This window comes from Serratia sp. JKS296 (genome assembly GCF_900215445.1).
Classification (GTDB): domain Bacteria; phylum Pseudomonadota; class Gammaproteobacteria; order Enterobacterales; family Enterobacteriaceae; genus Serratia; species Serratia marcescens.
Genome location: NZ_OCMX01000001.1, coordinates 3,501,805 through 3,527,667 on the forward strand (window position 1 = coordinate 3,501,805; position 25,863 = coordinate 3,527,667).

At 60.7% G+C, this 25,863-nt stretch carries 29 protein-coding genes; 19 read left to right on the forward strand and 10 right to left on the reverse strand.

The genetic code is table 11. From position 1 onward, the window contains the following. The first annotated feature begins 61 nt into the window (after nt 1-61). Nucleotides 62-2,101 (forward strand): choline transporter, encoded by a 2,040-nt coding sequence (locus CRO23_RS16720; RefSeq protein WP_004939112.1) that lies wholly within the window; start codon nt 62-64, stop codon nt 2,099-2,101. Between the two features lie 44 nt (nt 2,102-2,145). Here the strand turns inward: CRO23_RS16720 and CRO23_RS16725 are convergent, their stop codons facing one another. The 4 genes from CRO23_RS16725 to CRO23_RS16740 all read right to left on the reverse strand — a co-directional run bounded on the left by CRO23_RS16725 (nt 2,146) and on the right by CRO23_RS16740 (nt 4,429). Further along, nucleotides 2,146-2,613, reverse strand: coding sequence for a YkgB family protein (locus CRO23_RS16725; RefSeq protein WP_016928490.1), 468 nt, complete (start codon nt 2,611-2,613; stop codon nt 2,146-2,148). A 67-nt stretch (nt 2,614-2,680) separates the two neighbouring features. Further along, on the reverse strand, nt 2,681-2,971 hold the full coding sequence (locus CRO23_RS16730) for a pentapeptide MXKDX repeat protein (protein ID WP_016928491.1): 291 nt from the start codon (nt 2,969-2,971) through the stop codon (nt 2,681-2,683). A 59-nt stretch (nt 2,972-3,030) separates the two neighbouring features. Continuing rightward, nucleotides 3,031-3,807, reverse strand: coding sequence for a molybdopterin-dependent oxidoreductase (locus tag CRO23_RS16735; protein ID WP_016928492.1), 777 nt, complete (start codon nt 3,805-3,807; stop codon nt 3,031-3,033). 10 nt (nt 3,808-3,817) lie between these two features. Continuing rightward, complete coding sequence (locus tag CRO23_RS16740; RefSeq protein ID WP_097102497.1) at nt 3,818-4,429, reverse strand: cytochrome b/b6 domain-containing protein; 612 nt, start codon at nt 4,427-4,429, stop codon at nt 3,818-3,820. A 150-nt stretch (nt 4,430-4,579) separates the two neighbouring features. On the opposite strand from CRO23_RS16740, the gene CRO23_RS16745 reads away from it, so the two are divergent. Both CRO23_RS16745 and CRO23_RS16750 read left to right on the forward strand, forming a co-directional pair. Next, nucleotides 4,580-5,293 carry a response regulator transcription factor gene (locus tag CRO23_RS16745; RefSeq protein ID WP_016928494.1) on the forward strand — a complete coding sequence of 238 codons (714 nt, stop codon included), beginning with the start codon at nt 4,580-4,582 and terminating at the stop codon, nt 5,291-5,293. 3 nt (nt 5,294-5,296) lie between these two features. After that, nucleotides 5,297-6,805 (forward strand): sensor histidine kinase, encoded by a 1,509-nt coding sequence (locus CRO23_RS16750; protein ID WP_097102499.1) that lies wholly within the window; start codon nt 5,297-5,299, stop codon nt 6,803-6,805. Here the strand turns inward: CRO23_RS16750 and CRO23_RS16755 are convergent. Together CRO23_RS16755 and CRO23_RS16760 are read right to left on the reverse strand one after the other, a co-directional pair. Further along, the gene (locus CRO23_RS16755) at nt 6,777-8,195 is read right to left on the reverse strand and encodes a heavy metal sensor histidine kinase (RefSeq protein WP_049299845.1); all 1,419 of its coding nucleotides are present in this window, start codon (nt 8,193-8,195) and stop codon (nt 6,777-6,779) included. The genes CRO23_RS16750 and CRO23_RS16755 overlap by 29 nt on opposite strands. Further along, on the reverse strand, nt 8,192-8,863 hold the full coding sequence (locus CRO23_RS16760; RefSeq protein WP_021504273.1) for a heavy metal response regulator transcription factor: 672 nt from the start codon (nt 8,861-8,863) through the stop codon (nt 8,192-8,194). The genes CRO23_RS16755 and CRO23_RS16760 overlap by 4 nt, the downstream gene beginning before the upstream one ends. Before the next feature lie 140 nt (nt 8,864-9,003). Between CRO23_RS16760 and CRO23_RS16765 the strand changes: the two genes are divergently transcribed. From CRO23_RS16765 to CRO23_RS25330, 4 genes are all read left to right on the forward strand, one after another. After that, nucleotides 9,004-9,630 carry a hypothetical protein gene (locus tag CRO23_RS16765; protein ID WP_033640916.1) on the forward strand — a complete coding sequence of 209 codons (627 nt, stop codon included), beginning with the start codon at nt 9,004-9,006 and terminating at the stop codon, nt 9,628-9,630. A 13-nt stretch (nt 9,631-9,643) separates the two neighbouring features. Next, nucleotides 9,644-10,249, forward strand: coding sequence for a cytochrome b/b6 domain-containing protein (locus CRO23_RS16770; RefSeq protein ID WP_048795952.1), 606 nt, complete (start codon nt 9,644-9,646; stop codon nt 10,247-10,249). Next, nucleotides 10,242-11,009, forward strand: a complete 768-nt coding sequence (locus CRO23_RS16775; protein ID WP_033640918.1) for a molybdopterin-dependent oxidoreductase — start codon at nt 10,242-10,244, stop codon at nt 11,007-11,009. The genes CRO23_RS16770 and CRO23_RS16775 overlap by 8 nt, the downstream gene beginning before the upstream one ends. Before the next feature lie 399 nt (nt 11,010-11,408). Continuing rightward, nucleotides 11,409-11,711 (forward strand): hypothetical protein, encoded by a 303-nt coding sequence (locus tag CRO23_RS25330; RefSeq protein ID WP_255253513.1) that lies wholly within the window; start codon nt 11,409-11,411, stop codon nt 11,709-11,711. Nucleotides 11,712-11,812: 101 nt separating this feature from the next. On the opposite strand, the gene ygbI is transcribed toward CRO23_RS25330, so the two are convergent. Next, nucleotides 11,813-12,583, reverse strand: a complete 771-nt coding sequence (gene ygbI / locus CRO23_RS16785; protein WP_097102501.1) for a DNA-binding transcriptional repressor YgbI — start codon at nt 12,581-12,583, stop codon at nt 11,813-11,815. 283 nt (nt 12,584-12,866) lie between these two features. Here ygbI and ltnD point away from each other — a divergent pair, with 283 nt between their 5' ends. The 6 genes from ltnD to CRO23_RS16815 all read left to right on the forward strand — a co-directional run bounded on the left by ltnD (nt 12,867) and on the right by CRO23_RS16815 (nt 18,520). Next, nucleotides 12,867-13,781, forward strand: coding sequence for an L-threonate dehydrogenase (gene ltnD / locus CRO23_RS16790; protein ID WP_097102503.1), 915 nt, complete (start codon nt 12,867-12,869; stop codon nt 13,779-13,781). Then, on the forward strand, nt 13,781-15,040 hold the full coding sequence (otnK, locus tag CRO23_RS16795; protein ID WP_016928504.1) for a 3-oxo-tetronate kinase: 1,260 nt from the start codon (nt 13,781-13,783) through the stop codon (nt 15,038-15,040). The genes ltnD and otnK overlap by 1 nt, the downstream gene beginning before the upstream one ends. Next, nucleotides 15,037-15,669 carry a 3-oxo-tetronate 4-phosphate decarboxylase gene (otnC, locus tag CRO23_RS16800; protein WP_016928505.1) on the forward strand — a complete coding sequence of 211 codons (633 nt, stop codon included), beginning with the start codon at nt 15,037-15,039 and terminating at the stop codon, nt 15,667-15,669. The genes otnK and otnC overlap by 4 nt, the downstream gene beginning before the upstream one ends. A 3-nt stretch (nt 15,670-15,672) precedes the next feature. After that, nucleotides 15,673-16,449: a 2-oxo-tetronate isomerase gene (gene otnI, locus CRO23_RS16805; protein ID WP_016928506.1), complete on the forward strand. Its 777-nt coding sequence runs from the start codon at nt 15,673-15,675 to the stop codon at nt 16,447-16,449. Nucleotides 16,450-16,555: 106 nt separating this feature from the next. After that, nucleotides 16,556-17,926 (forward strand): GntP family transporter, encoded by a 1,371-nt coding sequence (locus CRO23_RS16810; RefSeq protein ID WP_016928507.1) that lies wholly within the window; start codon nt 16,556-16,558, stop codon nt 17,924-17,926. 63 nt (nt 17,927-17,989) lie between these two features. Next, complete coding sequence (locus CRO23_RS16815) at nt 17,990-18,520, forward strand: GNAT family N-acetyltransferase (RefSeq protein WP_079450971.1); 531 nt, start codon at nt 17,990-17,992, stop codon at nt 18,518-18,520. Between the two features lie 4 nt (nt 18,521-18,524). On the opposite strand, the gene CRO23_RS16820 is transcribed toward CRO23_RS16815, so the two are convergent. Beyond that, nucleotides 18,525-19,397 carry a LysR family transcriptional regulator gene (locus tag CRO23_RS16820; RefSeq protein ID WP_079450970.1) on the reverse strand — a complete coding sequence of 291 codons (873 nt, stop codon included), beginning with the start codon at nt 19,395-19,397 and terminating at the stop codon, nt 18,525-18,527. A gap of 91 nt (nt 19,398-19,488) precedes the next feature. Here CRO23_RS16820 and CRO23_RS16825 point away from each other — a divergent pair, with 91 nt between their 5' ends. Then, entirely contained in the window at nt 19,489-20,469 is a 981-nt protein-coding gene (locus CRO23_RS16825; RefSeq protein WP_016928510.1) for a nitrilase family protein, read from the forward strand. Nucleotides 20,470-20,560: 91 nt separating this feature from the next. Here CRO23_RS16825 and ompX read toward each other — a convergent pair whose 3' ends face one another. Further along, a complete protein-coding gene (ompX, locus tag CRO23_RS16830; protein ID WP_004939201.1) occupies nt 20,561-21,079 on the reverse strand; it encodes an outer membrane protein OmpX in 519 nt (172 codons plus the stop codon). 400 nt (nt 21,080-21,479) lie between these two features. Here ompX and rhtA point away from each other — a divergent pair, with 400 nt between their 5' ends. Next, entirely contained in the window at nt 21,480-22,367 is an 888-nt protein-coding gene (gene rhtA, locus CRO23_RS16835; RefSeq protein ID WP_004939202.1) for a threonine/homoserine exporter RhtA, read from the forward strand. 132 nt (nt 22,368-22,499) lie between these two features. Beyond that, on the forward strand, nt 22,500-22,967 hold the full coding sequence (gene nanQ, locus CRO23_RS16840) for an N-acetylneuraminate anomerase (protein ID WP_016928512.1): 468 nt from the start codon (nt 22,500-22,502) through the stop codon (nt 22,965-22,967). Here the strand turns inward: nanQ and CRO23_RS16845 are convergent. Next, complete coding sequence (locus CRO23_RS16845; protein ID WP_016928513.1) at nt 22,949-23,500, reverse strand: shikimate kinase; 552 nt, start codon at nt 23,498-23,500, stop codon at nt 22,949-22,951. The two genes, nanQ and CRO23_RS16845, sit on opposite strands and share 19 nt — an antisense overlap. A 357-nt stretch (nt 23,501-23,857) precedes the next feature. Between CRO23_RS16845 and dps the strand changes: the two genes are divergently transcribed. The 3 genes from dps to glnH all read left to right on the forward strand — a co-directional run bounded on the left by dps (nt 23,858) and on the right by glnH (nt 25,853). After that, nucleotides 23,858-24,361 carry a DNA starvation/stationary phase protection protein Dps gene (gene dps, locus CRO23_RS16850; RefSeq protein WP_016928514.1) on the forward strand — a complete coding sequence of 168 codons (504 nt, stop codon included), beginning with the start codon at nt 23,858-23,860 and terminating at the stop codon, nt 24,359-24,361. Between the two features lie 142 nt (nt 24,362-24,503). Next, on the forward strand, nt 24,504-24,770 hold the full coding sequence (locus CRO23_RS16855) for a DksA/TraR family C4-type zinc finger protein (protein WP_016928515.1): 267 nt from the start codon (nt 24,504-24,506) through the stop codon (nt 24,768-24,770). Nucleotides 24,771-25,109: 339 nt separating this feature from the next. Then, nucleotides 25,110-25,853: a glutamine ABC transporter substrate-binding protein GlnH gene (glnH, locus tag CRO23_RS16860; RefSeq protein ID WP_019454486.1), complete on the forward strand. Its 744-nt coding sequence runs from the start codon at nt 25,110-25,112 to the stop codon at nt 25,851-25,853. Nucleotides 25,854-25,863: the final 10 nt, after the last annotated feature.

Below are 25,863 nucleotides of genomic sequence, written 5' to 3' on the forward strand. Positions count from 1 at the left end.
GCGGCGCCAACGCGCCCCGAAATGCGGAGCGGCACGATTTTACTCAGTTCAGAGGATGACGATGACAACACGCGAAACCTCCTCCAAACCGCAGCAGGACCGCCTCAACCCTGTGGTTTTCTTCACCTCGGCGGGGCTGATCCTGGCCTTCTCGCTGATGACCATCTTTTTCACCGACTTCTCCGGGCAGTGGATCACCCGCACGCTGAATTGGGTATCGACCACCTTCGGTTGGTACTACCTGCTGGCGGCGACGCTGTACATCGTGTTCGTGGTGTTTATCGCCGCCTCGCGCTTCGGTTCCATCAAGCTCGGGCCGGAACAGTCCAAACCGGAGTTCAGCCTGATGAGTTGGGCGGCGATGCTGTTCGCCGCCGGCATCGGCATCGACCTGATGTTCTTCTCGGTCGCCGAGCCGGTGACCCAGTACATGATGCCGCCGGAAGGCGACGCGCAAACGCTGGAGGCCGCGCGCCAGGCGATGGTCTGGACGCTGTTCCACTACGGCCTGACCGGCTGGTCGATGTATGCGCTGATGGGCATCGCCCTCGGCTACTTCAGCTATCGCTACAATCTGCCGCTGACCATCCGCTCGGCGCTGTACCCGATCTTCGGTAAGCGCATCAACGGCCCGATCGGCCACAGCGTGGACATCGCCGCGGTGCTCGGCACCATCTTCGGCATCGCCACCACGCTGGGCATCGGCGTGGTGCAGCTCAACTACGGCCTCAAGGTATTGTTCGAGATCCCGGAAAACCTGACGGTGCAGGGCTCGCTGATCCTGCTGTCGGTGATCATGGCCACCATCTCGGTGACTTCCGGCGTCAACAAGGGCATCCGCATCCTGTCCGAGCTGAACGTGCTGCTGGCGCTGGGTCTGATCCTGTTCGTGTTGTTCTTCGGCGACACCGAGTTCCTGCTCAACGCGCTGGTGCTTAACGTCGGCGATTACGTCAACCGCTTTATGGGCATGACGCTCAACAGCTTCGCCTTCGATCGGCCGGTGGAATGGATGAACAACTGGACGCTGTTCTTCTGGGCCTGGTGGGTGGCGTGGTCGCCGTTCGTCGGCCTGTTCCTGGCGCGCATCTCGCGCGGGCGCACCATTCGTCAGTTCGTGGTCGGCACGCTGATCATACCGTTCGTGTTTACCCTGCTGTGGCTGTCTATCTTCGGCAACAGCGCGCTGTACCAGATCATCCACGGCAACGCCGAGTTTGCTCAGGAAGTGATGCAGTTCCCGGAGCGCGGCTTCTACAGCCTGCTGGCGCAATACCCCGGCTTCACCTTCAGCGCCTCGGTGGCCACCATCACCGGCCTGCTGTTCTACGTCACCTCGGCGGACTCCGGCTCGCTGGTGTTGGGCAACTTCACCTCGCGCCTGGCCGACATCAATAATGATGCGCCGAACTGGCTGCGGATTTTCTGGTCGGTGGCCATCGGCCTGCTGACCATCGGCATGCTGATGACCGACGGCGTGCCGGCGCTGCAGAAAACCACGGTGATCATGGGCCTGCCGTTCAGCTTCGTGATCTTCTTCGTGATGGCCGGGCTGTATAAATCGCTGCGGGTGGAAGACTACCGCAAGGCCAGCGCGCTCAGCACCCTGGCGCCGGTGCCGGTCTCCAGCCACGACGTGCTCAACTGGAAACAGCGTCTGTCGCGGGTGATGAACTACCCGGGCACGCAGTACACGCAGAAAATGTTGGATAAGGTTTGCCGTCCGGCGATGCAGGACGTGGCGCGCGAGCTGGAGTTGCGCGGCGCGAAAGTGGAGTTCAGCGAAGTGCCGCCGACCGAAGACGAACGCCTGAACCACCTGGAGCTGCTGGTGCACCTGGGCGAGGAACAGAACTTTATCTATCAGATCTGGCCGATGCGCTACTCGGTGCCGGGCTTCACCTACCGCGCCCGCTCCGGCAAGTCGCACTACTACCGGCTGGAAACCTTCCTGATGGAAGGCACCCAGGGCAACGACCTGATGGACTACAGCAAGGAACAGGTGATTGGCGATATCCTCGACCAGTATGAGAAGCACCTGAACTTCCTGCACATTCATCGCGAAGCGCCGGGGGGCACCCTGACCTTCCCGGATATGTGACGGTCAATCAATAACGAGAGGGCGTAGCCAGGCTACGCCCTTTTTTATGCCTGCTCGGCCGGCAAATCGGCTTTCAACAGCACCAGGGAACCGGCCAGCAACACCAGATCCTTGATTAAAAAGCTGGTGGCGCCGGCCATGGCGGGAAAACCGCCGGCGGAGGGCTCCCAGGCGCCCGGCGTGGAAAAGATCAGCGTCAGCGTGGTCAGGTAGGTCACCGTCGATCCGATCGCCCCCAGCAACCCCAGCCGCCGCGACCAGAATCCCGCCAGCAGCAGCAAACCGAAGCTCCACTCGGCGACGCCCAGCGCATAGCTGGCGCCGCGGATGCCGAACGCCTGGTGCATCCAGCTCAGCAGCGGGCTGTTGCCGATCAGTGGCACCAGTCCCTGCGCTTCGTAATCAAACCACTTGGCGTAGCCGAAGGCGGCGAAGATCACCACCAGCGCCGCGCGCATAAAGATAACGTCCCCGTTCGAGCGCCGAAAGCGCCTCAGCCATGTCGCCAACATCGTCCTCTCTCCTTATGTTGCCCGCGGCCGCCGCGGTTTGCCGCTTGCGGCCGCGGGGTACGGCGGCTTACTGCCCCATCGCGTCCTTTTTCATTTCGTCTTTCTTCATGCCGTCTTTGGCCATACCGTCTTTCGCCATGCCATCCTTTTTCATGGCGTCTTTCCCCATCTTGTCTTTCTTCATGCAGTCCTTGCCCATGCACTCTTTCTTCATCCCATCTTTCGCCATGCCGTCGTGCGACATCTGGCTCATGCCGTCCTTTTTCATCGCGTCTTTGCTCATGCCGTCCGCGGCGTTGGCGCCGGCCACGCCCAGCATCAGCGCGCTGCACATCATCATTGCGAATAACTTTTTCATGGTATTTCCTTCCGTCATGTCAAAGGCACCGGAGTGCCGGAGAATGGCCGGCGGCCGCCTCAGCTGCCGCCAAACCAGTTGTAACCCTGGTCTTCCCAGTAACCGCCCGGGAAGCGGTTGGTGACCTCGATCACCTGAATGTGCTTCGGATTCTTGTAGCCCAGCTTGGTCGGCATGCGCAGCTTCATCGGGTAGCCGTACTTGCGCGGCAAGATCTGGCCGTCGTAAGTCAGCGCGATAATCGTCTGCGGATGCAGCGCGGTGGCCATGTCGATACTGGTGTAGTAGTCGTCGGCGCATTTGAAGCTGACGTAGCGGGCGCTCAGATCCGCGCCGATCGCCTTGAGAAAGGTGGCGAACGGCACGCCGCCCCACTTGCCGATAGCGCTCCAACCCTCGACGCAAATATGACGCGTCACCTGGCTGACCTGCGCCATCCGATGCAGCTGCGGCAGGCTCCAGGCGCGCTTGTCCTGCACCAACCCCGCCACCTCCAGCCGATAGTCGTCGCCGTTGATGTCGGGCGCGTCCTCCTCGGCGTAAAAGGCGTTGAACGGGAATGGCCGGGTGATCATCGACTCCGGGTAGACCGGCGCCAAACGATCGCCGTTGAACAGCCAGCCCTGCACCCGATCGTTGAGGCGCGAAATACGGCTCAACGCCTGCTCGACGTTGGCGCTGCCGCTGAGATCGCAGCCGGTAAGCATGGCGATACCGCCCAACGTCAAGCCGTTGCGCAGAAAGCGGCGGCGGGATGACGCGGTCAACAAGCGCTGCGCTTCTTTGACGATCGCCTGCCCTTCAACGATCGTCATGATTTGTTTATCCTTTTCCATCATTCACTCCTTAGCGTCCGCGCAGCATGGCCAACAGCGTGCGGGGCACCAGCGCCACCATCACCAGATGGATCGCGACGAAGGCCACCAGCGCCGACATGGCGAAAAAGTGGATATAGCGCGCCGCTTCATAGCCGCCGAGCAGCGTGCGCAGCAGTGGAAACTGCACCGATTTCCACAGCACCAGTCCGGACAGCGCGCTCAGCACGCCAAGGAGCATCACCGACAGATAGGCCACGCGCTGCACCATGTTGTAGTGGCGCAGGTCGGCGTGCTGCAATCGGCCGCGCAACGCCGCGCCGACATCGGCGAGAAACTGCTTCGGGCTGAGCGGCCAATATTTGCGTTTGAAACGCCCGCTGCTCAGGTTAAGCAGCAGGTAGCACAGCCCGTTGACGCCAAACAGCCACATGCCGGCGAAGTGCCACTGCAGCGCGCCGCCCAGCCAGCCGCCGAGCGTCAGCTCGTTGAAAAATCTGAAGTTGAACAGCGGCGAGGCGTTGTAGATGCGCCAGCCGCTGGTCACCATGATCAGCATCGCCAGCGCATTCAGCCAATGCGTTAACCGCAGCCACAGCGGATGTACGGTCTGTCGTTGTTCCGGGGTGAGAGTGAGGCTCATAACGATTCCTGCCAGCTAACGATGCGATGAACCGAGTATTCCCCGGATTTGTTCCCCAAGACCTCACGCAGAGTTAAATAAAATGTGATAACTCCGCCGATGGCGGTTGTGTAGACTTCAGAGAGAATCGGGCAATCAGCGGTAATGAGAATGGACAAGCCAAAACGAATTTTGATCGTCGAAGACGACGGCGACATCGCCGAGCTGCTGCAGCTGCATCTGCGTGACGAGGGTTACGCCATCAGCCACGCCGCCGACGGCAATCAGGGCATGGCGATGCTGGAACAGGGCGGCTGGGACGCCTTGATCCTCGATCTGATGCTGCCGGGCGTGGACGGATTGGAGATTTGCCGCCGGGCGCGCACCATGACGCGCTACACGCCGATCATCATCACCAGCGCGCGCTCCAGCGAGGTGCACCGTGTGCTGGGGCTGGAGCTGGGCGCCGACGACTATCTGGCCAAACCCTTTTCCATGCTGGAGCTGGTGGCGCGGGTCAAGGCGCTGTTTCGCCGCCAGGAGGCGATGAGCCGCAACCTGCGCATGGACGCCGGCGCGCTCAGCTTCAACGATCTGACCATCGATCCTATCGCCCGCGAGGTGCGCCTGCACCAACAGCCGATCGAGCTGACGCCGCGCGAATTCGACCTGCTGTACTTTTTCGCCCGCCACCCGGGCCAGGTGTTCTCGCGCCTCAGCCTGTTGAATCAGGTCTGGGGCTATCAGCACGAAGGGTATGAGCACACCGTCAACACCCATATCAACCGGCTGCGCATCAAGATTGAGCGCAATCCGGCGGAACCCGAGCGCATCCTCACGGTGTGGGGAATGGGCTATAAATTCGCGGCCGCGCCGCAAGAGTGAGCCATGAAAAACCTTACGTTAGCGCAGCGCCTCACGCTGATCTTCGCGCTGCTGATCGTCATCGGCTGCGCCTTTTCCGGCTGGATGCAGGTGCGCAGCAATACCCAGTACAGCCAGGCGGTGATCCAGCGCCTGTCCGGCAACCTGGCGCAGCATATCGCCGACAGCAATCCGCTGTTGGGGGTGAACGGGCCGGATCCGCAGGCGGTGCATACCCTGTTCGACCAACTGATGGCGGTGAACCCCAGCGTGGAGGTTTATCTGCTCGACAAACAGGGCGCAATCATCGGCAACGCCGCGCCGGCCGGGCATCTGAAGCGGCAGCGGGTCGCGCTGGCGCCGCTGCAGGCGCTGCTCGATGGCGCGCAGATGCCGGTGTACGGCGACGATCCGCGCAGCGCGGACGGGCGCAAGGTGTTCAGCGTTGCGCCGCTGAAGGTCGACGGCCGGGTCGAGGGCTATCTGTATGTGGTCTTGCTCGGTGAAGAGTACACGGCGCTGGCCAGCAACGCCCAGTTCAACTCGGCGGTCAGGATGGCGCTGTGGACCTCCGGGGTGATGGTGCTGTTCAGCCTGCTGGCCGGCGGTTTCGCGTTTTACTGGGTCACTCGCCCCATCCGGCGCCTGACCCGCCAGGTCAATGCGCTGGACAGCGGCGGCATCGAGGCGGTGCAGGCCTACGCAGCGCTGCCGGCGGCGCCGGCCGGGCGCGACGAGGTCAGTCAGTTGCAACAGGCCTTTCACCGCATGGCGCAGCGTCTCGCCGAACAGTGGCAAACGCTGGCGCAGCAGGATCGGCTGCGGCGCGAATTCATCGCCAACGTCTCGCACGATCTGCGCACCCCGCTCACCTCGCTGCACGGTTATCTGGAAACGCTGTCGGTCAAGGCCGCCACCCTGAGCGACACCGAACGGCGCCGCTATCTGGAGATCGCGCTGGCGCAGAGCCGCAAGGTGGGCAAGCTGGCGCAGGAGCTGTTCGAGCTGGCGCGGCTGGAGTACGGCGTGGTGAAACCGCAGAAAGAACCCTTCTCCCTCAGCGAACTGCTGCAAGACGTGTTCCAGAAGTTCGAGCTGGCGGCGGAGGCGCGCAATCAGCGGCTGCACGCCGACATCGCTCCCGGCATTCCACCGGTGTTCGCCGATCTCAGCATGATTGAGCGGGTGCTGACCAACCTGCTGGACAACGCCATTCGCCATACGCCGCCCGGCGGCGACATTGGCGTGCGGCTGTGGCGGCAGGAAGGTCGGGTGATGGTGCAGGTCAGCGACAGCGGCCCCGGCATTCCGCAGACGCTGCGCGCCGATCTGTTCGTGCGGCCGTCGATCCTGAGCGGCGCCCGACGCCCCGCCGGCGGGCTGGGGTTAATGATCGTGCGGCGCATTCTGCAACTGCACGACAGCGACATCCAACTGATTGAACAACCGCAAAGCGGCGCCTGCTTCCGCTTTGCCATTCCGCCGCGTGAGTCCGGCACAACGGTTATTGCGCGAGCGGGAACCGCAGGCTGAAAATGAGGCTGGCGGCAGACGCGCGCCCGGTACATTCGGCGCGCACCTCACCGCCGTGCAGCGTCATGATGGCGCGTACGATAGACAGCCCGAGGCCGCTGGCGTGGCTGCCGGCGCTGCGCGCGGGATCGGCGCGGTAGAAACGATCGAACAGTTTTTCCAGCTGTGCCGGCGCGATCGGCGGCCCCTGATTGATGACCTGCACCCACCAGGCATCGGCGCGCCGTTCAGCCCGCAGGACGATCAGGCTGTTTTCGTCGGCATAACGCACCGCGTTGGCCACCAGGTTGCTCAGCGCCCGCTGGAACAACATCGCGTCCGCCTTCAGCTCGCCTTCCCCCTCGCAGCTCAGCGCGATGCCGCGTTCTTCCGCCAGCCCTTCGAAGTAATCCGCCACCCGCCGCAGCTCTGCCGCCACATCCAGACGACTGTAGTTCAGCGCGGACTGCGCCTCACCGGCGCGCGCCAGAAACAGGATGTTTTCCACCATGCGCGAAATACGCTCCAGCTCATCCATATTGTCCGACAATAGGGTTTCGTACTCCTCCACGCTGCGGGGTTGATACAGCGCCACCTGACACTGGCCCATCAACGCGCCCACCGGGGTGCGGATCTCATGGGCCAGATCGGCGGAAAACTGCGTCAGCCGCTGATAACCTTCATTCAACCGATCGAGCATCGCATTGAACGAACGGGTCAGCTGCTGCAATTCCTTCGGCGCCCCCTGTTCGCTGAGGCGCGTCGACAATGTATTGGGCGCGATCTGCGACGCCTGCGCCGCCATGCGCCATAGCGGCTTCAATCCCCGGCGCATGACCCCATAGCCCAGCAGCGCAATCAGCAGGAAAGCCACAATGACCGCCGCGACAATGCGCCACAGGTAACGCGCCAGCATCTTCTGCTCGTTGACCATCACGTGCGCGGCGGAGATCTGCAGCAAACTGCCGTCTTCCAGGCGCACCATCGCCGACGCCGCGCGCAGCGGCACCCCCTGCGCCGTTTCCCCGCCGCGCACGGCGGCCAGCGTCTGCGCCTGTTCGGGCGGCGTCGGCGCGATCGGCGGCAGGGCCACCCTGGCCGGATTCACATTGATGAGCGGCTTTTGCCCCGGGATTTGGAAAATCAGCACGTCCTGTTCATTGCCCAGCATATTTTCGAACAGGCCGTTATTGGCGGTCAGACGCGCCAAAGGAAAGCGCTGCCCCAGTAAATGGCGGAAATACTCGATGCGCCCGGTCACCTGCAGATCGCTGCGGAGCGTCATTTCCTGACGCATGGCGCCGAACAGATACCAGCCCGTCCCGCTCACCACGCAGGCGGCCACCAGCGCGAACAACATGGCGGTGCGCAGCGTCAGCGACACCGGCCGACGTGAAGCGCGGGCGTTCACGAGCGCGGCTCGCAAACATAGCCGATGCCGCGCACGCTGTGGATCAGCTTGACGTCGAACGGCCGGTCGATTTTGGCGCGCAGGCGTTTGATCGCCACGTCAACCACATTGGTGTCGCTGTCGAAATTCATGTCCCACACCTGAGAGGCTATCTGCGTGCGCGACAGCACTTCGCCTTCGCGCCGCACCAGCAGATGCAGCAGCATGAACTCCTTGTTGGTCAACGGGATCACCTGATCCTGGCGCACCGCCCGGCGGCGCAATACGTCCAACTGCAGATCGGCGATGGCGTAATGATCGGCTTCGCGCGCCGGCCCGCGGCGCAGCAAGGTGCGCAAACGCAGCACCAGCTCGGTAAAGGAAAACGGCTTGATAAGATAGTCGTCCGCGCCCAGCTCCAGACCGTGAATGCGATCCTGCACGCCATCGCGGGCGGTGAGAAACAGGATCGGCACGTCGCTTTTCTTGCGCAATACCTCGATGATCTGCCAGCCGTCCAGCCCCGGCAGCATCACATCGAGCACGATCGCATCGTAGTCCTGCTCCAACGCGCGAAACAGCCCATCAGTGCCGGTGCGCGCCAAATCGACGCCGTAGCCCGCCTCACCCAGCCCTTTCTTCAGGTAATCCCCTGTGCCGATATCGTCTTCAACAACCAGTATTCGCATGCTCGCCACCTCGTTACGTCTGCAAAAATACTAGCAGTTTCGGCGGACAAACTTGATGACATTAATGTCATCAAACGGCCATGGCGCTGACCCAGTAGGTCAACCATGCTTAACCGGCAAACTCATTTCAGGAGAACGTTATGATTACCCGTCATCGTATAGCCGGTTTATTGTTATCCACATTACTGCTGTCCAGCGGCTTGGCCGCCGCCGCCCAACCGCCGGGCAAGGTGATTGCGCCGCTGCGCGGCACCATCAGCCAGGTTGCCGACGGCAATCTGCAACTGACCGATCGCAAAGGCGAGACACTCAGCGTCAAGCTGAACGATCAGACCAAAGTGCTCAGCGTTTCCAAAGCCACGCTGGACGACATCAAACCGGACAGTTTTATCGGCACCGCCGCCGTGCCGCAGCCGGACGGCACGCTCAAAGCGCTGGAGGTGCACGTGTTCGCCGCCAGCCTGCGCGGCACCGGCGAAGGGCATTCGGCCTGGGAATCCGCCGACGGCAAAGTGGACACCATGACCAACGGCACCGTCGGTAAACTGCTCAAATCCAACGGCCGCACCCTGACCGTCACCTACGGTAACCAGCAGAAAACCGTCGTCGTGCCGGAAGACGTGCCGATCGTGACGCTGGATCCGGGCGATCTGAGCCTGCTGAAACCGGGGGTGCACATTGTGCTGTTCTCCGCCGTCAACGATAAGGGCGAACGCATCGCCACCCGCATTTCCGCCGGCAAAGACGGCACCGTGCCGCCGATGTAACCGGAGGAAAGCCATGAAAACCAACGCGTCGCGGCCGGTGCATCGCTGGCCGGTTCGAATCACTCATTGGATCAACCTGTTCGCCATGGTGTGCATGTTCATGAGCGGTTGGGAAATCTACAACGCCTCGCCGCTGTTCGATTTCCGCTTTCCGCCGCAGATGACGCTGGGCGGTTGGCTGGGCGGCGCGATTGGTTGGCATTTGGCGGTGATGTGGCTATTGGCGCTCAACGCCGTCTGCTATCTGTTGTGGAGCCTGTTCAGCGGTCATTTTCGCCGCGATCTGTTGCCGCTTCGCATCGGCGCGCTGCGGCAGGATATCTGGCTGGCGTTGACGCTGCGCCTGCGCCACCGGCATGGCCACTATAACGCCATTCAGAAACTGATGTACCTCGGCGTACTGGCGCTGGGTCTATTGCTGGTGCTGTCCGGCCTGGCGATTTGGAAGCCGGTTCAGCTGCAGGGATTGGTCGCGCTGTTTGGCGGCTTCGATTTCGCACGCTACGTGCATTTTTTCGCCATGGCCGGCATCGGCCTGTTCGTGGCGATCCACGTCTTTATGGTGGCTGTCGTGCCCAAAACCCTGTGGGCGATGATAACGGGTGGCAAACATGAATGAGAAAAAACAGCGGGCAGCCGCACCGACGCTGGAACCGGACCAAAAAAAGCAGTTGGTCAATCTGCAACGCCGGCTGATGTTGCGCTCCGGGCTGACGCTGGGCGGCATCGCCATGCTCACCGGTTGTAACCTGCAAGACGGCGATCGGGTGGATAAGGTGCTGTGGGCCATGTCGCGCTGGAACGACCGGGTGCAGGCCTGGCTGTTCAGCGGCCAGCGGTTGGCACAAACTTACCGCCCCGATCAGATTACCCAGCCTTTCCCCTTCAACGCGTTTTACCCGGAATACAACGTCCCCGAGATCGATCTTGCCGGCTATCGGCTTGAGGTCGCGGGGAAAGTGGAGAAAAAAGCGCCCTGGACGCTGGAACAGCTGCAGCGGCTGCCACAGCAAAGTCAGATCACGCGTCTGATCTGCATTGAGGGCTGGAGCGCCATTGGTCAATGGGGCGGCGTGCCGCTGCGCACCTTTCTGCAGCACGTCGGCGCGGATCTGAATGCCGGTTACGTCGGCTTCAAATGCGCCGATCGTTACTACGCCAGCCTCGACATGGCCACCGCGCTGCACCCGCAGACCATCCTGGCGCTGGATTTCGGCGGCAAGGCGCTGCCGGCGGACTATGGCTACCCGCTGCGGCTGCGCGTGCCAACCAAACTGGGGTTCAAAAACGCCAAACATATCGCCGCGATCTTCGTCAGCGACGTCAATCCGGGCGGCTATTGGGAAGATCAGGGCTACAACTGGTTCAGCGGCATTTAGTTTTGCGCAGCGCTGCGCACAACCCTCATCGGCGGCTGGAGGATTGTCTCCGCCGCGATTAATAATCTGTTCGTCACGAAGGGGATAACTATAGGAAAAATAATAGTAAAAAGGATTTTATCATGGAGATTGATGTGAGGGAGATCAATGCACGACCTGTCACGGAGTATAGATAACGAATAACGGTTTATAAAAAAGCCAGCAGCGTTGCTGCGTATTACCTTGATTTTAAAAAAGCGACGTTAAGGATGCGTCAATGGCTTATTGGGGCTTATCCTGCCTCGGAAGTATTGGACAATGCTTACGTCATGGAACTGTACGATGTAAGAGCATTGGAAAACCGCGCCGAAGTAACCAGATCCTTATTTGATACCTATACCAGGATGGCGTACACCCGATATGAACGAGAACAACTCTTCATTAATGAATGGCATCGGCCTGGCGATCGTCACTTTTGTGGCGCAATACCAAGCAAGATTGGTTTTCAGTGTACCGCTCAGGCCAGCGCTAGCCAGAATTTATGACTCGCTCTTGAAAAAACACGCGCATCGCGTACATTATTTGTACAACCAAGAGCTTATTGAGGATGGATTATATGTCATCGAAATCCCGCCTGTTGACGGCAGAATCTCACCCAACCCCTATGAGCATAAAGGAACAGCACCAAAAAGAGATGCAAGCCTTCCACGAAGAATGGGCTGAACAAAGGCGCCGCGAATGGCGTGAACGCGGCGGCATTGAAGCAAGTGAAGCGCCCGCACGTGGCATCGATACCGAGCTTTCATCCTGATTCCGGTTCGTTCTTATTCTTCTTCTCCCGCCGTCAGCAATGCAATCCCCGCTTGCTCAATGGCCTCCCGCGCGGCGGCGGGCAACCCTCCGTCGGTAATGACGGCGTCAAAGGCAGCGATCGGCAGCGCCAGGTAGGTCGCGACCTTGCCGTATTTGGACGTATCGCTGAGCAGAATGCGGCGGCGGCTGGCCTCGACGATGGCCTTCTTCACCATCACCTTGTCTTCGTTCGGCGTCGACAGGCCGCGCATGCTCCACGAAGAGGCGGAGATGAACGCCAGATCGATAAACAGACCGCGCAGCGCCTGTGCCGCCGCTTCGCCGACGCAGGAGCGGTTTTCCCGGCACACGGTGCCGCCGGTGTGGATGATTCTGCACTGGCTGTGTTCGATCAGGAAGCCGGCGATGACAAAGTCGTTGGTCACCACCGTCAAATCGTCACGTTCACCGATCTGTTTCGCCAGCGCCAGCGTGGTGGTGCCGGCATCCAGATAGATACAGCTGCCGGCGGGAATTTGCCGCGCCGCCAGCCGGCCAATGGCGAGTTTCTGCCGGCTGAACATCCCCTCTTTGGCCTGGTGCGAAGGTTCGCTCGCCACCCGCTCGGGCGCCTGCACGCCGCCCGAGACCGACTGCACCGCGCCCTGTTCCTCCAGCTTTTGCAAATCACGGCGGATCGTCATGTGCGATACCCCCAGCCGTTCGGTCAGCTCGGCAATGCTGACGACGCCGCGTTCGGATACCAGCGCAAGAATTTGTTGATGGCGTTCTACAGGTATCACGGTTCCCTCTCGTTGCTGCGGTGATAATAATTGTGATTTTACGTCAATTTTCGTTCGCCGATAGCCCTAATTTTTCGCGGCGTGACGACGCGCGCAGTTAGGCCAGGTAAACATAAACTTATTTAAAAACATAATAGTAATGTTGATACGGGCCAGAAATCAGACGAAAAACTCGTTTCACACATTGTTAATTATTGTGATATCGATCGCGGATAAACCGTCGACAAGCGCTTACATTTAACACAACAAAACAAATTATCACTAAAATTAACAGGAGTGCAGTATGACACACCCAGGGAATTATGCCGTCTGCATCATCGGACTGGGCGCGATGGGCATGGGCGCGGCGCGTTCGTGCCTCCGTGCCGGATTGACCACCTACGGGGCGGACCTGAATCCGCAGGCGCTGGCGACGCTGCAGCAGGCTGGCGCGAAACAAACGTCTACCAGCGCGTGCGACTTCGCGGCCGAGCTGGACGCCGTGCTGCTGCTGGTGGTGAATACCGCCCAGGTGAAGCAGATCCTGTTCGGCGAACAAGGCCTGGCGCCAAAGCTCAAGCCAGGCACCGCGGTGATGGTCTCTTCGACCATTTCCGCCGATGACGCCAAACAGATCGAGCAACGGCTGCTGGACTACGGGCTACCGATGCTGGACGCGCCGGTTTCCGGCGGAGCGGCCAAGGCGGAGGAAGGCCAGATGACGGTGATGGCCGCCGGCGCCGACGCCACCTTCGAGCGTCTGCAACCCGTGTTGGACGCCATCGCCGGCAAGGTTTACCGCATCGGCGAGACGATCGGTCTGGGCGCGACGGTAAAAATCATCCATCAGCTGTTGGCCGGCGTGCACATCGCCGCCGGAGCGGAAGCTATGGCGCTGGCCGCCCGCGCCGGCATCCCGCTGGACGTGATGTACGACGTGGTCACCCACGCCGCCGGCAACTCCTGGATGTTCGAAAATCGCATGCGCCACGTGGTCGACGGCGACTATGCGCCCAAATCGGCGGTGGATATCTTCGTCAAGGATTTGGGGCTGGTGGCGGATACCGCCAAGGCGCTGCACTTCCCGCTGCCGCTGGCCTCTACCGCTTTTACCATGTTTACTGCCGCCAGCAACGCCGGTTACGGTAAAGAAGATGACAGTGCGGTAATCAAAATCTTTGCCGGCATCGATCTGCCGCAGAAAAAGGAGGCGCTCTGATGCTGCTTGGCGTAATCGCGGATGACTTTACCGGCGCGACCGACATCGCCAGTTTTCTGGTGCAAAACGGCCTGCCGACGGTGCAGCTGAACGGAGTGCCGCAAGACGAAACCCAGATCAATGCACAGGCGGCGGTCATCAGCCTGAAATCGCGTTCCTGCCCGGCAGAACAGGCGGTCGAACTGTCGTTGCAGGCGCTGGCCTGGTTGCAAAAACAGGGCTGCCGCCAGTTCTACTTCAAATACTGCTCCACTTTCGACAGCACCGCACAGGGCAATATCGGCCCGGTGACCGACGCCCTGCTCACCGCGCTGGGGGAAAATTTCACGGTTGTCTCACCGGCGTTGCCGGTAAACGGCCGCACGGTCTATCAGGGCCACCTGTTCGTCGGGGAACAGCTGCTGTCTGAATCCGGCATGCGTCATCACCCGGTCACGCCAATGACCGACAGCAACCTGCTGCGCCTGATGGAATCCCAGGCCGCCGGGCGCTGCGGGCTGGTGACGGCGGCGGAAATGGATCGCGGTGCCGAGGCGGTCAGCGAGAAGCTGCGCCAACTGGCCCAGGAAGGCGTGCGCTACGCGGTGCTGGATACGCTCAACGAGCGGCATCTGCTCATCCAGGGTGAAGCGTTGAAAACGATGAAGCTGGTGACCGGCGGTTCGGGCCTGGCGATCGGCCTGGCGCGGCAATGGGCGCAAAGCGGCGATCGTGCGGCAGAGGCGGCCGGCGCGCCGCAGGGGGAAAAGGCAGCAGTGCTGTCGGGCTCGTGTTCTGTGATGACTAACCGGCAGGTGGCGCACTATCGCGAGCGCGCTTCGGCGCAGGCCATCGATATCGACCGTTGCCTCGAACCGCAGGCACGCGCCGCCTACGCCGCCGAGTTGGCGCACTGGGCGCAGCATCACGCCGGGGAGGCGCTTGCCCCGCTGATCTACGCCACCGCGGCGCCGGAAGCGCTGCAGCAAACGCAACGGCAGCACGGTAGCGCCGCCAGCGAGGCGGTGGAGGCGTTGTTTGCCGAATTGGTGGTGCAACTGCGCCAGTTGGGATTCAGCCGCTTTATCGTCGCCGGCGGAGAAACCTCCGGCGTGGTCACGCAGGCGCTGGGCATTCGCGGCTTCCATATTGGCCCCAGCATTTCCCCCGGCGTTCCCTGGGTGCGCGCCAGCGATCGGGCGATTTCCCTGGCGCTGAAATCAGGCAATTTTGGCGATGAAGCCTTCTTCGCGCGCGCGCAAACGGAGTTTCCAGTATGACCATGACCATCGAACAACAGGCGCGCGAAGAGATGGTGCGCCTCGGCGCCTCGTTTTTTCAACGCGGTTACGCCACCGGTTCCGCCGGCAACCTCTCGCTGTTGCTGCCGGACGGCGCGCTGCTGGCGACGCCGACCGGCTCTTGCCTGGGCGAGCTGCAGGCCGATCGCCTGTCTAAAGTGAGCCTGAACGGCGACTGGCTCTCCGGCGACAAGCCGTCGAAAGAGATCAGCTTTCACCGAGCGCTGTATCTGAACAATCCTGAATGCAAAGCGGTGGTGCACCTGCATTGCACCTACCTCACGGCGCTCTCTTGCCTGCAGGGGCTGGACGTCGACAACGCCATCAAACCGTTCACCCCCTATGTGGTGATGCGCGTCGGCAAGGTGCCGGTAGTGCCCTACTATCGCCCCGGTGACGAAAGGTTGGCGCAGGATCTGGCTCGCCTGGCACCGACCCACCGCGCCTTTTTGCTGGCCAACCACGGGCCGGTGGTGACCGGTAAAAACCTGCGAGCGGCGGCGGACAATGCCGAAGAGATGGAAGATGCGGCGCGGCTGATCTTCACCCTCGGCGATCGTCCGATCCGCTATTTGACTGATGATGAAATTGCCGAATTACGGAGCTGACCCATGCCTAAATTTGCCGCCAATTTATCGATGATGTTTACCGAGGTGCCGTTCCTCGATCGCTTCACCGCCGCTGCCGAACAAGGCTTCAGCGCGGTGGAATTCCTGTTCCCTTACGAACATCCCGCCGAGCTGTTGGCCGAAAAGCTGCGCGAACACGGCCTGCAACAGGTGCTGTTCAATACCGCGCCCGGCGATGTCGCCGCCGGCGAATGGGGGCTGGCGGCGCTGCCGGGCCGCGAGCAAGATGCGCGCGCTGATATCGATCGCGCGCTGGCCTACGCCATCGCCCTTTCCTGCCCCTGCGTGCACCTGATGGCCGGCGTGGTGCCCGCGGGCGCGGATCGGCAGCGTTATCTCGACACCTTTATCGCCAATGCGCGCTATGCCGCCGACGCCTTCGCCCCGCACGGCGTCAAGGTGCTGATCGAAGCGCTCAGCCCACCGGTCAAGCCCGACTACCTGTTCGCCAGTCAACATCAGGCGGCGGAAGCGGTGGCGGCGATCGAGAGACCGAACGTGTTCATCCAGTTCGACTTTTTCCACGCGCAGTTAGTGGACGGCAATATCAGCGGGCTGCTGGAAACGCTGGCCGGGCGCTACGCGCATATCCAGATAGCCTCGGTGCCGGATCGTCATGAACCGGATGAGGGCGAACTGAATTACCCGTGGCTGTTCGACAAGCTGGATGCGCTCGGCTATCAGGGCTGGATCGGTTGCGAATACCGCCCGCGTGGCGACACCGCCGCCGGACTCGGCTGGCTGAAGCCTTACCGCTAAAGCCGCACGCCGACACCAGGAAAACGATTTTATAACAATGAAACGCACCCGTATCGCCACGCGGCGATCGCGGTGCCCAACGCTTACCCAACGAAAGGCTTTTTTCATGTCTACCTCTCTGCTGTTGCTGATTGCCGTACTCGGCGTGGTGCTGCTGTTATTGATGGTGATCAAGGCGAAGGTGCAACCCTTTGTCGCGCTGTTGGTGGTCAGTCTGCTGGTGGCGTTGGCCAGCGGCATTCCGACCGGTGAAGTGATGAAAGTGATGACCGCCGGGATGGGCGGCGTGCTCGGCTCGGTGACCATCATCATCGGTCTGGGGGCGATGCTCGGGCGCATGATCGAACACTCGGGCGGCGCCGAGTCGCTGGCGCAACGCTTCAGCCAGGGGCTGGGGCCGAAACATACCGTCGCCGCGCTGACCCTCGCCGCATTTATCCTCGGCATTCCGGTCTTCTTCGACGTCGGCTTTATCATTCTGGCGCCGATTATTTACGGCTTCGCCAAGGTCGCCAAAGTGTCGCCGCTGAAGTTCGGCCTGCCGATGGCCGGCGTGATGTTAACGGTACACGTCGCGCTGCCGCCGCACCCCGGCCCGGTCGCCGCCGCCGGCCTGCTCAACGCCGACATCGGTTGGCTGACCATCATCGGCCTCGCGATCTGTATTCCGGTCGGCGTGATCGGCTATTTCGCCGCCAACTACCTCAACCGCAAAACCTATCCGTTATCGATAGAGGTGCTGGAACAACTGCAGCTGGCGGCGCCGGAGCCGCGGCCGGAAGATCACGCGCCGCTCAGCGATCGCATCAACCCGCCCGGCGCCGGCCTGGTGGCGGCGCTGATCGTCATCCCGATCGCCATCATCATGCTCGGCACCGTCTCCGCCACGCTGTTGCCGGCAGGCTCGGCGCTGCGCGATGCGCTGTCTCTGCTGGGGTCGCCGGCGGTGGCGCTGATGATAGCCCTGCTGCTGGCCTTCTACTTCCTGGCGCTGCGCCGCGGCTGGAGTCTGCAACACGCCAGCGACGTGATGGGCGCCGCGCTGCCGACCGCCGCGGTGGTGATCCTGGTGACCGGCGCGGGCGGCGTATTCGGCAAGGTGTTGGTGGAATCCGGCGTCGGCAAGGCGCTGGCGGAAGTGCTGACGGCCATCGGCCTGCCGCTGGTGCCCGCCGCGTTTATCATTTCTCTGGCGCTGCGCGCTTCGCAGGGTTCCGCCACCGTGGCGATCCTGACCACCGGCGGCCTGTTGTCGGAAGCGGTCAGCGGGTTGAATCAGCTGCAGCTGGTGCTGGTGACGCTGGCGACCTGTTTCGGCGGACTGGGGCTTTCCCACGTCAACGACTCCGGTTTTTGGATCGTCACGCGCTATCTGGGGCTGTCGGTGGCCGATGGCCTGAAGACCTGGACGGTGCTGACCACCCTGCTCGGCCTGAGCGGCTTTCTGTTCACCTGGCTGTTGTGGCTGGCGGTGTGATTTCTCTGGCATACTGAACGCCGTTGTTTTTCATCGCCTTTCACCCTGTGCAGGAGCAGCAACATGACCGTAATCAACACCGCGCCAACGCTTATCACCGAACGCCTGCGGCTGGACGCGCACACGCTGGACGACTTCGACTCGCTGGCCGCGCTGTGGGCCGATCCGCTGGTGGTGCGCTATATCGGCGGCACGCCGCGCGACCGGGAAGACTCCTGGGGGCGCCTGATGCGCTACGTCGGCCACTGGGCGCTGCTGGGATACGGGTATTGGGCGGTGCGTGACAAACAAAGCGGCGAGTATCTCGGCAGCATCGGCTTCTCCAACTTCCTGCGCGACATCACCCCGGCGCTCGACGCGCCGGAAATGGGCTGGACGCTGGTGAGCTCGGCGCACGGCAAAGGCTACGCCACCGAGGCACTGCGGGCGGCGCTGGCCTGGGGTAAGACGCACCTGCCGGGCGCGCAAACCGTCTGCATCATCTCGCCGGAAAACCAGGCCTCGCTGGCGCTGGCGAAAAAAGTCGGCTTTAGCGAAAGCCACCGCAGCGAGTATCACCAGAGCCCGATCGTCGTGATGCATTGCTCGCTTTGAATGCCTAAGCGCGTTGCACCGTCAACGCCGTCTGAATGAAGTTGTCCCGCAGCGCGTCGGCGCGCTGCGGATCCCAGGCGATACCGACCTGCCACTCCGTCTCCTCGCCGCTCAGCGGTAAAATGTCGATACCGGCCGGCGCGATATGCGTGATGCTGTGCGGCAGCAGCGCGACACCAACGCCGGCGGCAACCAACGCCAACAACGTTTGGATATCACCGGCCTGCTGCACCACATTCGGCACCAACCGGTGAGCGGCGATGAACCGCAGCGACTGATCGCTCAGCCCGCGCCCGCGTTTGGGCGTCAGCTGCAACAGCGGCAACTGATTGAAACGCGCCATCAGATCGTCGGCGCGCAGCGCCAGCGCGCCCGGCGCGGCCAGCACCAACCGATCGCTCAGCAATGCCACGCCGCACAGCGGCGTATTGACCGGCAAACGCACGAACCCCGCCTGCAACTCTCCCTGCAGCAACAGCTGATACTGGCGTTCCGACGGCAAGTCCTCCAGGCCGATCGCCACCTCGGGGAACCGTTGGCGAAAGGCCGCCACCAGCTGCGGCGCCAGATGAAAGCTGGAAAGGCCAAATCCCAGCGACAGCCGCCCCGCTTCCCCGAGGGCCACCCGCCGCGCGCGCCGCTGAAACTGCTGGTACTGCGCCACCAGCGCCTGCGCCTCCGGGTAGAGCCGCTGCCCGCCGGCGGTGAGCACTGCCCCCTGTCGGCCACGCTCGAACAATCGAACGCCGAGCTGGGTTTCCAGCGCCTGAATTTGCTTGCTCAGCGCCGGTTGGCTGATGCATAGCCGGCTCGCCGCCTGACGATAGTTGCCCTGTTCGGCCAGCGCCACCAGGGCGCGCAGTTGTTTTATATCCATTCCATTAAGTTATCGAATAAGGAATTTAATTGATTATACAGTAATCAATCCACCTGCTGTAATCAACGCAGACCCTAACCGGAGAGACCCCATGACCATCTCATTGCGCGCCGCCACGGTGCAATTCCAGCATCGCGCCAACGATAAAAATTACAACCTGTCGACCATCGAGCGCTTTATCGCTCAGGCGGCCGAGCAGCAGGTACAGCTGCTGGCCTTCCCGGAAATGTGCATCACCGGCTATTGGCACGTACGCCATCTGTCCGACGCCGAAGTGCGGGCGCTGGCGGAACCGATCGCGGCCAGCCCTTCGCTGGCGCGCATTCGCCCGCTGGCGGAGCGTTACAACATGGCGATCGGCGTCGGGCTGATCGAGCTGGGCGATGACGGCCGTTGCTACAACGCCTACGCCGTATGCCTGCCGGACGGCGCGCTGCATGTGCACCGTAAACTGCACGCCTTCGAACATCCGGCTCTCGCCAGCGGCGATCGCTATACGGTGTTCGACACCCCCTGGGGCGTGCGCGTGGGCGTATTGATCTGTTGGGACAACAATCTGGTGGAGAATGCGCGCGCGACGGCGCTGCTGGGCGCGGAGGTGTTGATGGCCCCGCACCAGACCGGCGGCACCCATTCGCGCAGCCCGCACGGTATGAAGCCGATCCCACAGGCGCTGTGGCAGCGGCGAGCGGAAGATCCGCAGGCGATAGAAGCCGCCTTTCGCGGCGAACACGGCCGCGGCTGGCTGATGCGCTGGCTGCCCTCGCGCGCTCATGACAACGGGCTGTTTTTGCTGTTCAGCAACGGCGTGGGCCGCGATGACGATGAGGTACGCACCGGCAATGCGATGATCCTCGATCCCTACGGCCGCATCGTGGCGGAGACCTGGGCGGCGGAGGACCGGCTGGTCAGCGCCGATCTCGATCTGACGCTGATCCCGCTCAGCACCGGCCGCCGCTGGATTTACGGACGCCGCCCCGAGCTGTACGGTTTACTGACCGAACCGCAAGGCTATGAGCGCGATGCCCGCAGCGCGCGCTTTTCGACGCAGCCGACGGGGCGCGGCAGCTAATGACAGATAAAAAAAAATCCGCCCGAAGGCGGATTTTTTATCCGCGCGGCAACCTGTGCCGCGCATTCACGCCCGCAGGCATGAAGAAATCTTAGAAGCGGTAGCCTACGCCAACGTTCCAGCTGCCAACGTCCACGCTGCGGATGCGGCTCTGCTCGTAGCCAACGTCCAGGGCAACGTTTTCGATTGGGTTGAACTGCAGACCGGCACCGTAGGTGAAGCCGTAGTCGCTGTTGCCACCTTTGTTACCGCCAGCCTGGGCGTTGTCGATGTTTTTGCCGTAGCCAACACCGATCACACCGTAGATGCTCGCCCAGTCGTTGAAGCGGTAAGCTGGACCTGCGGTGATGGAATCGTACTGAGATTTCTTGTAGAAACCGCTTTCAGAACGATTTTTTTCCAGGTGGGTGAAGGAGCCGATCACACCCAGTGGGTTGTTGTCGAACTCGTAACGGTATTTCAGGTTGAAACCGTTGGCCTTGTTAGCAACGCCTTGGAGATCACCCTGCGCATAGCCAGCGGATACGGTGCTCTGACCAGCGAATGCGGTACCTGCGCTAACTGCTAATACGCAAGCTGCTACTGCGGAAAGACATGCAATTTTTTTCATAACCACCTCAAACGCGTTTTATTATTAAGTACATCCATTTGTTCATGCTTTGAAAATATAACAAAAATTAGCGTGAAACTCTGCCTTGAAATGAGTGTCTAATGCTTTATATCGTGTAACAGAAGATTTCAAGAACAGTGTATCTGCTTCTTTTCGCTCTATTTTCGGCCGTATTCTACGGCTTTCTGTGACAAAAATCACCAATTTAATATCCAGATAATTCTTAAGAAAAAGCGCACTTTTTGACCAAATTCGCCACATCTCATCCGAGGATCGGCGGATTTCACCGCGATGTGCGCTTTTCTCAGACAGATTTTCGCCATTTCATTTACACTGCTCGCATCCCCGTTTCGACCGTTTTCTCAAGGCTGAGGAACGGCGCAAAAAAGGCCCGTTAAGGATGTCGTTATCTACTTCCGGCAGAGCGCCCTCCGCGCTGCTGCCCATCTGTCTGTTAATCATCGCCATGGTGTCTATCCAAAGCGGTGCCTCGTTGGCCAAAAGCCTGTTCCCGATCGTGGGCGCGGAAGGCATTACGACGCTGCGTCTTTTCATCGGCACCCTGATTCTGTTCATTATCTTCCGCCCGTGGCGTATGCGCATCGTCGCCGGCAGCCGCTTGCCGCTGCTGATTTACGGCCTGTCGCTCGGCGCGATGAACTACCTGTTCTACCTGTCGCTGCGCACCGTGCCGCTCGGCATCGCCGTGGCGTTGGAGTTTACCGGCCCGTTGGCGGTGGCCATGTTCTCGTCGCGGCGGCCGATCGACTTTCTCTGGGTGGCGCTGGCGATCGCCGGGTTGTGGTTCCTGTTGCCGCTCGGCCACGGCGTAGGTGGGATCGATCCGTTCGGCGCCGCCTGTGCGCTCGGCGCCGGCGCCTGCTGGGCGGTCTATATCATTTTCGGCCAAAAGGCCGGCGGCGATCACGGCCCCGGCACGGTGGCGCTCGGTTCGTTGATCGCCGCGCTGGTGTTCTGCCCGATCGGCGCCTGGCAAACCGGCAGCGTGCTGTTCAACCTCGATATTCTGCCGGTCGCTCTGGCGGTGGCGATCCTCTCCACCGCGCTGCCTTATTCGCTGGAGATCATCGCGCTGCCCAAAATTCCGGCGCGCACTTTCGGCACCTTAATGAGCCTGGAGCCGGCGATGGCGGCGCTGTCCGGCATGCTGTTCCTCGGCGAACACCTGAGCGGCGTACAATGGTTGGCGCTGGCGGCGATCATCGCCGCCTCCATGGGTTCCGCCCTGACCATTCGCCCCAAACCGCGCCTCGAAAGCCTTTCCTGATCGCCTGACTCGCCTGCCGACCGCAACGCCGGAATGCAGGCGGGTTAACTGTTTTCCTCGTGACAAATCGGCATACTTCCCCTTAGCCTGTATCGCAGGCTCTTTGGACTTTCGCTCACATGGAGAATAACAGTGATTCATAACAGCCTGTTCAACCCACGCTTCGGCCGCGGACTCGCGCCAGCGCTGGTTTCAACCCTGACCGAGTTGCGCCGATGCGACCTGCCCGAACTGGCGCTGGGCCATCACCCGATCGACGGCGATAACATCTTTATGGACGTGATGACGCTGACCACCGTGCCGGCGGCGGAAAAGCGCGCCGAAATGCATCAGGAGTACATCGCGCTGCATCTGCTGATCAGCGGCGAAGAACGCATCGAATACGGCCTGGCGGGCGACTGGCATCGCGAACATCCGCATGCAGAAAATAGCGACCTGCTGCTGCTGGACATCAAACGCCACCCGCAAACGCTGCACATGACGCACGGTATGTTCGCGATCTTTTTCCAGATGGAACCGCATAAGACCGGCTGCCTGTGGCAGCAGCCGCAGCACGTCAAGAAAGCGGTGGTGAGGATCCATCACCGCCTGCTGCTGTGAGCCTGCGGCAGCGTCCGTAGAAAATCGGCGGCCTGGCGGGGAGAGCGCAAGCGCACGAAACGGCGCCCTGCATCGGTACGGGCCATCTCCGCCAGGTATTTTCGCCGGTTCTTCGAGTAAGTGCGGATCGTCCACAGCACGATCGACTCGCGGCTAAAGAAAGAACGGCGGAAACTTTCCCGATTGCCGGTGCCCGGCCACAGCTCGCTTTTGCTGGCCGCGCGTCGGCACGCGCGCCGCACGGCTTGCCACAACGTGCGGCAGAAACCGTAGTCCAGCCACAGGATATAATCGACCTCGCGCCACTTGATCGGTTGCGTGCGGCTATAGTTGCCGTCCAGCACCCAGCCTCCTCCCGCTTCGGCCAGCGTCTGCTCAAGCCGCGCCAGGAACGCACCATCGGGCGTCCCCTGCCACTCGGGCCGCCAATAGAGTCTGTCCATCTCGATATAGGGAACGTCAAGACGTTCCGCCAGTTGACGCGCCAGAGTGCTTTTACCGCTGCCGCTGGTGCCGACGACGTTAATTTTCATTATTCGCCTATAAAGAGAGAGGATAATTACCCTACTGTAGCGGCATCAATTACCGCTATCAATATGAATGGATGAGAAATTAACACCACGATAACAAAGCGGATATTTAGCCGAAACCCGCAGGCGAAAAAATAAAATAACCAAGGTAAATTTTCACAGCCATAAACAATAAATCAGTGAATGATAAATGATTATATTTTTCATGCTGTTGCATTAAATAAAAATTCAACCAGACCAATTATTCGTAGGCTAACCCTATTTGTGCAATAGCCATTTTCGTCCGGCAAAAATAAACAGCCCTGCTATAATTGATCCCGTAACGAAATAGGACAACGACTAATCAAGAGGATATCTGATATGAGTACCGCTAAACTGGTGAAAACGAAATCTTCTGATCTGCTGTATACCCGTAACGATCTGGACGAAAAAATCAAACTGGCCGCCATCAAGGCGCTGAACCATCAGGTCGTGCAATTCATCGATCTCTCGTTGATCACCAAACAGGCGCACTGGAACATGCGTGGCGCGAACTTTATCGCGGTTCATGAAATGCTGGACGGCTTCCGCACCGCCATCATCGAGCACCAGGACACCTTCGCCGAGCGCGTGGTGCAGCTGGGCGGCGTGGCGCTGGGCACCGTACAGGTGGTGAACGATCGCACGCCGCTGAAAAGCTATCCAACCAATATCCACAGCGTGCAAGAACACCTGAAAGCGCTGGCCGATCGCTACGGCGCGGTGGCGAATGACATCCGCAAAGCCATTACCGAAGTGGAAGACGAAGACACCGCCGACATGTTCACCGCCGCCTCGCGCGATCTGGACAAGTTCCTGTGGTTCATCGAATCCAATATCGAATAACGCCGCAACGCGTTGCAGACCGCCCGTCGTGCCGGGCAGAACAGGCTGGGCTTCGCCCGGCCTGTTTTCTTTTGCGCGGTCGTTGAATTGTGCAAAAAACGGCCCATATTAAACGGTAGGTTTCCCTTATCAGGAGGTGATGATGGCCAGCGGCTGGGCGGCGGACGGCGCCGTACAAGATCAAATTGATTCTACCGTCGACGATGCGGTGCAGCGCGCGCGTGATGCGCTCGGGCATGGCGAGAGCGAACGCTATTGCCAGGAATGCGGAGAACCGATCCCCGAGGCGCGCCGCAAGGCGCTGAAGGGGGTGCGTTATTGCCTCGCCTGCCAGACCGAACAAGACAAAAAACACGCGGCCACCAGCCTATACAACCGGCGCGGCAGCAAAGACAGCCAGTTGCGTTAGCATTATCTGCTCCCCTTTTTCTCCTCTCGCGGCCCCCGCTTGCACCGTCGGTGCATCATGAAAGTTAGAGTTAGTTATCAATATTGAAGCAAAAACGTTAAAGAACGGTTGTTTCACAGCCAAAATTTGGTTAATGATAGCCCCGTGCACCAAGATAATTCTTACGCACCATTTCGGTGCTTCATTGTGGTGCACAACCATAACAATTCGCCTTTCCGGCACAACATCACGAAGTAACTCTTTGTTTTTATAGTAGTTGAAAACATGGCACGATTTTTTCATGGCACCAACTGCAATATAAAAAATGGGTAATCCGCAACCTGTACAGGAATTCCTCTCATGAAGTCGATTTTTAAAGTCTCCCTGGCCGCACTCTCCCTGGCCTTTGCCGTAAGTTCCCACGCAGCAGACAAACTGGTGGTCGCCACCGACACCGCTTTCGTTCCTTTTGAGTTCAAGCAAGGCGACAAATACGTCGGCTTCGACATCGACCTGTGGGCCGCCGTCGCCAAAGAGCTGAAGCTGGACTACACCCTGAAACCGATGGACTTCGGCGGCATCATTCCGGCGCTGCAGACCAAAAACGTCGATCTGGCGCTGGCCGGCATCACCATCACCGATGAGCGCAAGAAAGCCATCGACTTCTCAGACGGTTACTACAAAAGCGGCCTGCTGGTGATGGTCAACGCTGACAACAACAGCGTGAAAAGCATCGACGATCTGAACGGCAAAGTGGTGGCGGTGAAGAGCGGCACCGGCTCGGTGGATTACGCCAAGCAGCACATCAAAACCAAGGATCTGCGTCAGTTCCCGAACATTGACAACGCCTATATGGAACTGGGCACCAAGCGCGCCGACGCGGTGCTGCACGACACGCCAAACATCCTATACTTCATTAAGACGGCCGGCGCCGGCAAGTTCAAAACCGTCGGCGATTCGCTGGAAGCGCAGCAGTATGGCATCGCCTTCCCTAAAGGCAGCGACGCGCTGCGCGAGAAGGTGAACGGCGCGCTGAAAACCCTGCGCGAGAACGGCACCTATAACGAAATCTACAAGAAGTGGTTCGGCACCGAACCTAAGTAAGCTGTGAATT

What these genes read in the sequence shown, in the direction of transcription:
- CRO23_RS16720 (WP_004939112.1), top strand. Translation starts at nt 62, where the DNA reads ATGACAACACGCGAAACCTCCTCCAAACCGCAGCAGGACCGCCTCAAC.
- CRO23_RS16725 (WP_016928490.1), bottom strand. Translation starts at nt 2,613, where the DNA reads ATGTTGGCGACATGGCTGAGGCGCTTTCGGCGCTCGAACGGGGACGTT.
- CRO23_RS16730 (WP_016928491.1), bottom strand. Translation starts at nt 2,971, where the DNA reads ATGAAAAAGTTATTCGCAATGATGATGTGCAGCGCGCTGATGCTGGGC.
- CRO23_RS16735 (WP_016928492.1), bottom strand. Translation starts at nt 3,807, where the DNA reads ATGGAAAAGGATAAACAAATCATGACGATCGTTGAAGGGCAGGCGATC.
- CRO23_RS16740 (WP_097102497.1), bottom strand. Translation starts at nt 4,429, where the DNA reads ATGAGCCTCACTCTCACCCCGGAACAACGACAGACCGTACATCCGCTG.
- CRO23_RS16745 (WP_016928494.1), top strand. Translation starts at nt 4,580, where the DNA reads ATGGACAAGCCAAAACGAATTTTGATCGTCGAAGACGACGGCGACATC.
- CRO23_RS16750 (WP_097102499.1), top strand. Translation starts at nt 5,297, where the DNA reads ATGAAAAACCTTACGTTAGCGCAGCGCCTCACGCTGATCTTCGCGCTG.
- CRO23_RS16760 (WP_021504273.1), bottom strand. Translation starts at nt 8,863, where the DNA reads ATGCGAATACTGGTTGTTGAAGACGATATCGGCACAGGGGATTACCTG.
- CRO23_RS16765 (WP_033640916.1), top strand. Translation starts at nt 9,004, where the DNA reads ATGATTACCCGTCATCGTATAGCCGGTTTATTGTTATCCACATTACTG.
- CRO23_RS16770 (WP_048795952.1), top strand. Translation starts at nt 9,644, where the DNA reads ATGAAAACCAACGCGTCGCGGCCGGTGCATCGCTGGCCGGTTCGAATC.
- CRO23_RS16775 (WP_033640918.1), top strand. Translation starts at nt 10,242, where the DNA reads ATGAATGAGAAAAAACAGCGGGCAGCCGCACCGACGCTGGAACCGGAC.
- CRO23_RS25330 (WP_255253513.1), top strand. Translation starts at nt 11,409, where the DNA reads ATGAACGAGAACAACTCTTCATTAATGAATGGCATCGGCCTGGCGATC.
- ltnD (WP_097102503.1), top strand. Translation starts at nt 12,867, where the DNA reads ATGACACACCCAGGGAATTATGCCGTCTGCATCATCGGACTGGGCGCG.
- otnK (WP_016928504.1), top strand. Translation starts at nt 13,781, where the DNA reads ATGCTGCTTGGCGTAATCGCGGATGACTTTACCGGCGCGACCGACATC.
- otnC (WP_016928505.1), top strand. Translation starts at nt 15,037, where the DNA reads ATGACCATGACCATCGAACAACAGGCGCGCGAAGAGATGGTGCGCCTC.
- otnI (WP_016928506.1), top strand. Translation starts at nt 15,673, where the DNA reads ATGCCTAAATTTGCCGCCAATTTATCGATGATGTTTACCGAGGTGCCG.
- CRO23_RS16810 (WP_016928507.1), top strand. Translation starts at nt 16,556, where the DNA reads ATGTCTACCTCTCTGCTGTTGCTGATTGCCGTACTCGGCGTGGTGCTG.
- CRO23_RS16815 (WP_079450971.1), top strand. Translation starts at nt 17,990, where the DNA reads ATGACCGTAATCAACACCGCGCCAACGCTTATCACCGAACGCCTGCGG.
- CRO23_RS16820 (WP_079450970.1), bottom strand. Translation starts at nt 19,397, where the DNA reads ATGGATATAAAACAACTGCGCGCCCTGGTGGCGCTGGCCGAACAGGGC.
- CRO23_RS16825 (WP_016928510.1), top strand. Translation starts at nt 19,489, where the DNA reads ATGACCATCTCATTGCGCGCCGCCACGGTGCAATTCCAGCATCGCGCC.
- ompX (WP_004939201.1), bottom strand. Translation starts at nt 21,079, where the DNA reads ATGAAAAAAATTGCATGTCTTTCCGCAGTAGCAGCTTGCGTATTAGCA.
- rhtA (WP_004939202.1), top strand. Translation starts at nt 21,480, where the DNA reads ATGTCGTTATCTACTTCCGGCAGAGCGCCCTCCGCGCTGCTGCCCATC.
- CRO23_RS16845 (WP_016928513.1), bottom strand. Translation starts at nt 23,500, where the DNA reads ATGAAAATTAACGTCGTCGGCACCAGCGGCAGCGGTAAAAGCACTCTG.
- dps (WP_016928514.1), top strand. Translation starts at nt 23,858, where the DNA reads ATGAGTACCGCTAAACTGGTGAAAACGAAATCTTCTGATCTGCTGTAT.
- CRO23_RS16855 (WP_016928515.1), top strand. Translation starts at nt 24,504, where the DNA reads ATGGCCAGCGGCTGGGCGGCGGACGGCGCCGTACAAGATCAAATTGAT.
- glnH (WP_019454486.1), top strand. Translation starts at nt 25,110, where the DNA reads ATGAAGTCGATTTTTAAAGTCTCCCTGGCCGCACTCTCCCTGGCCTTT.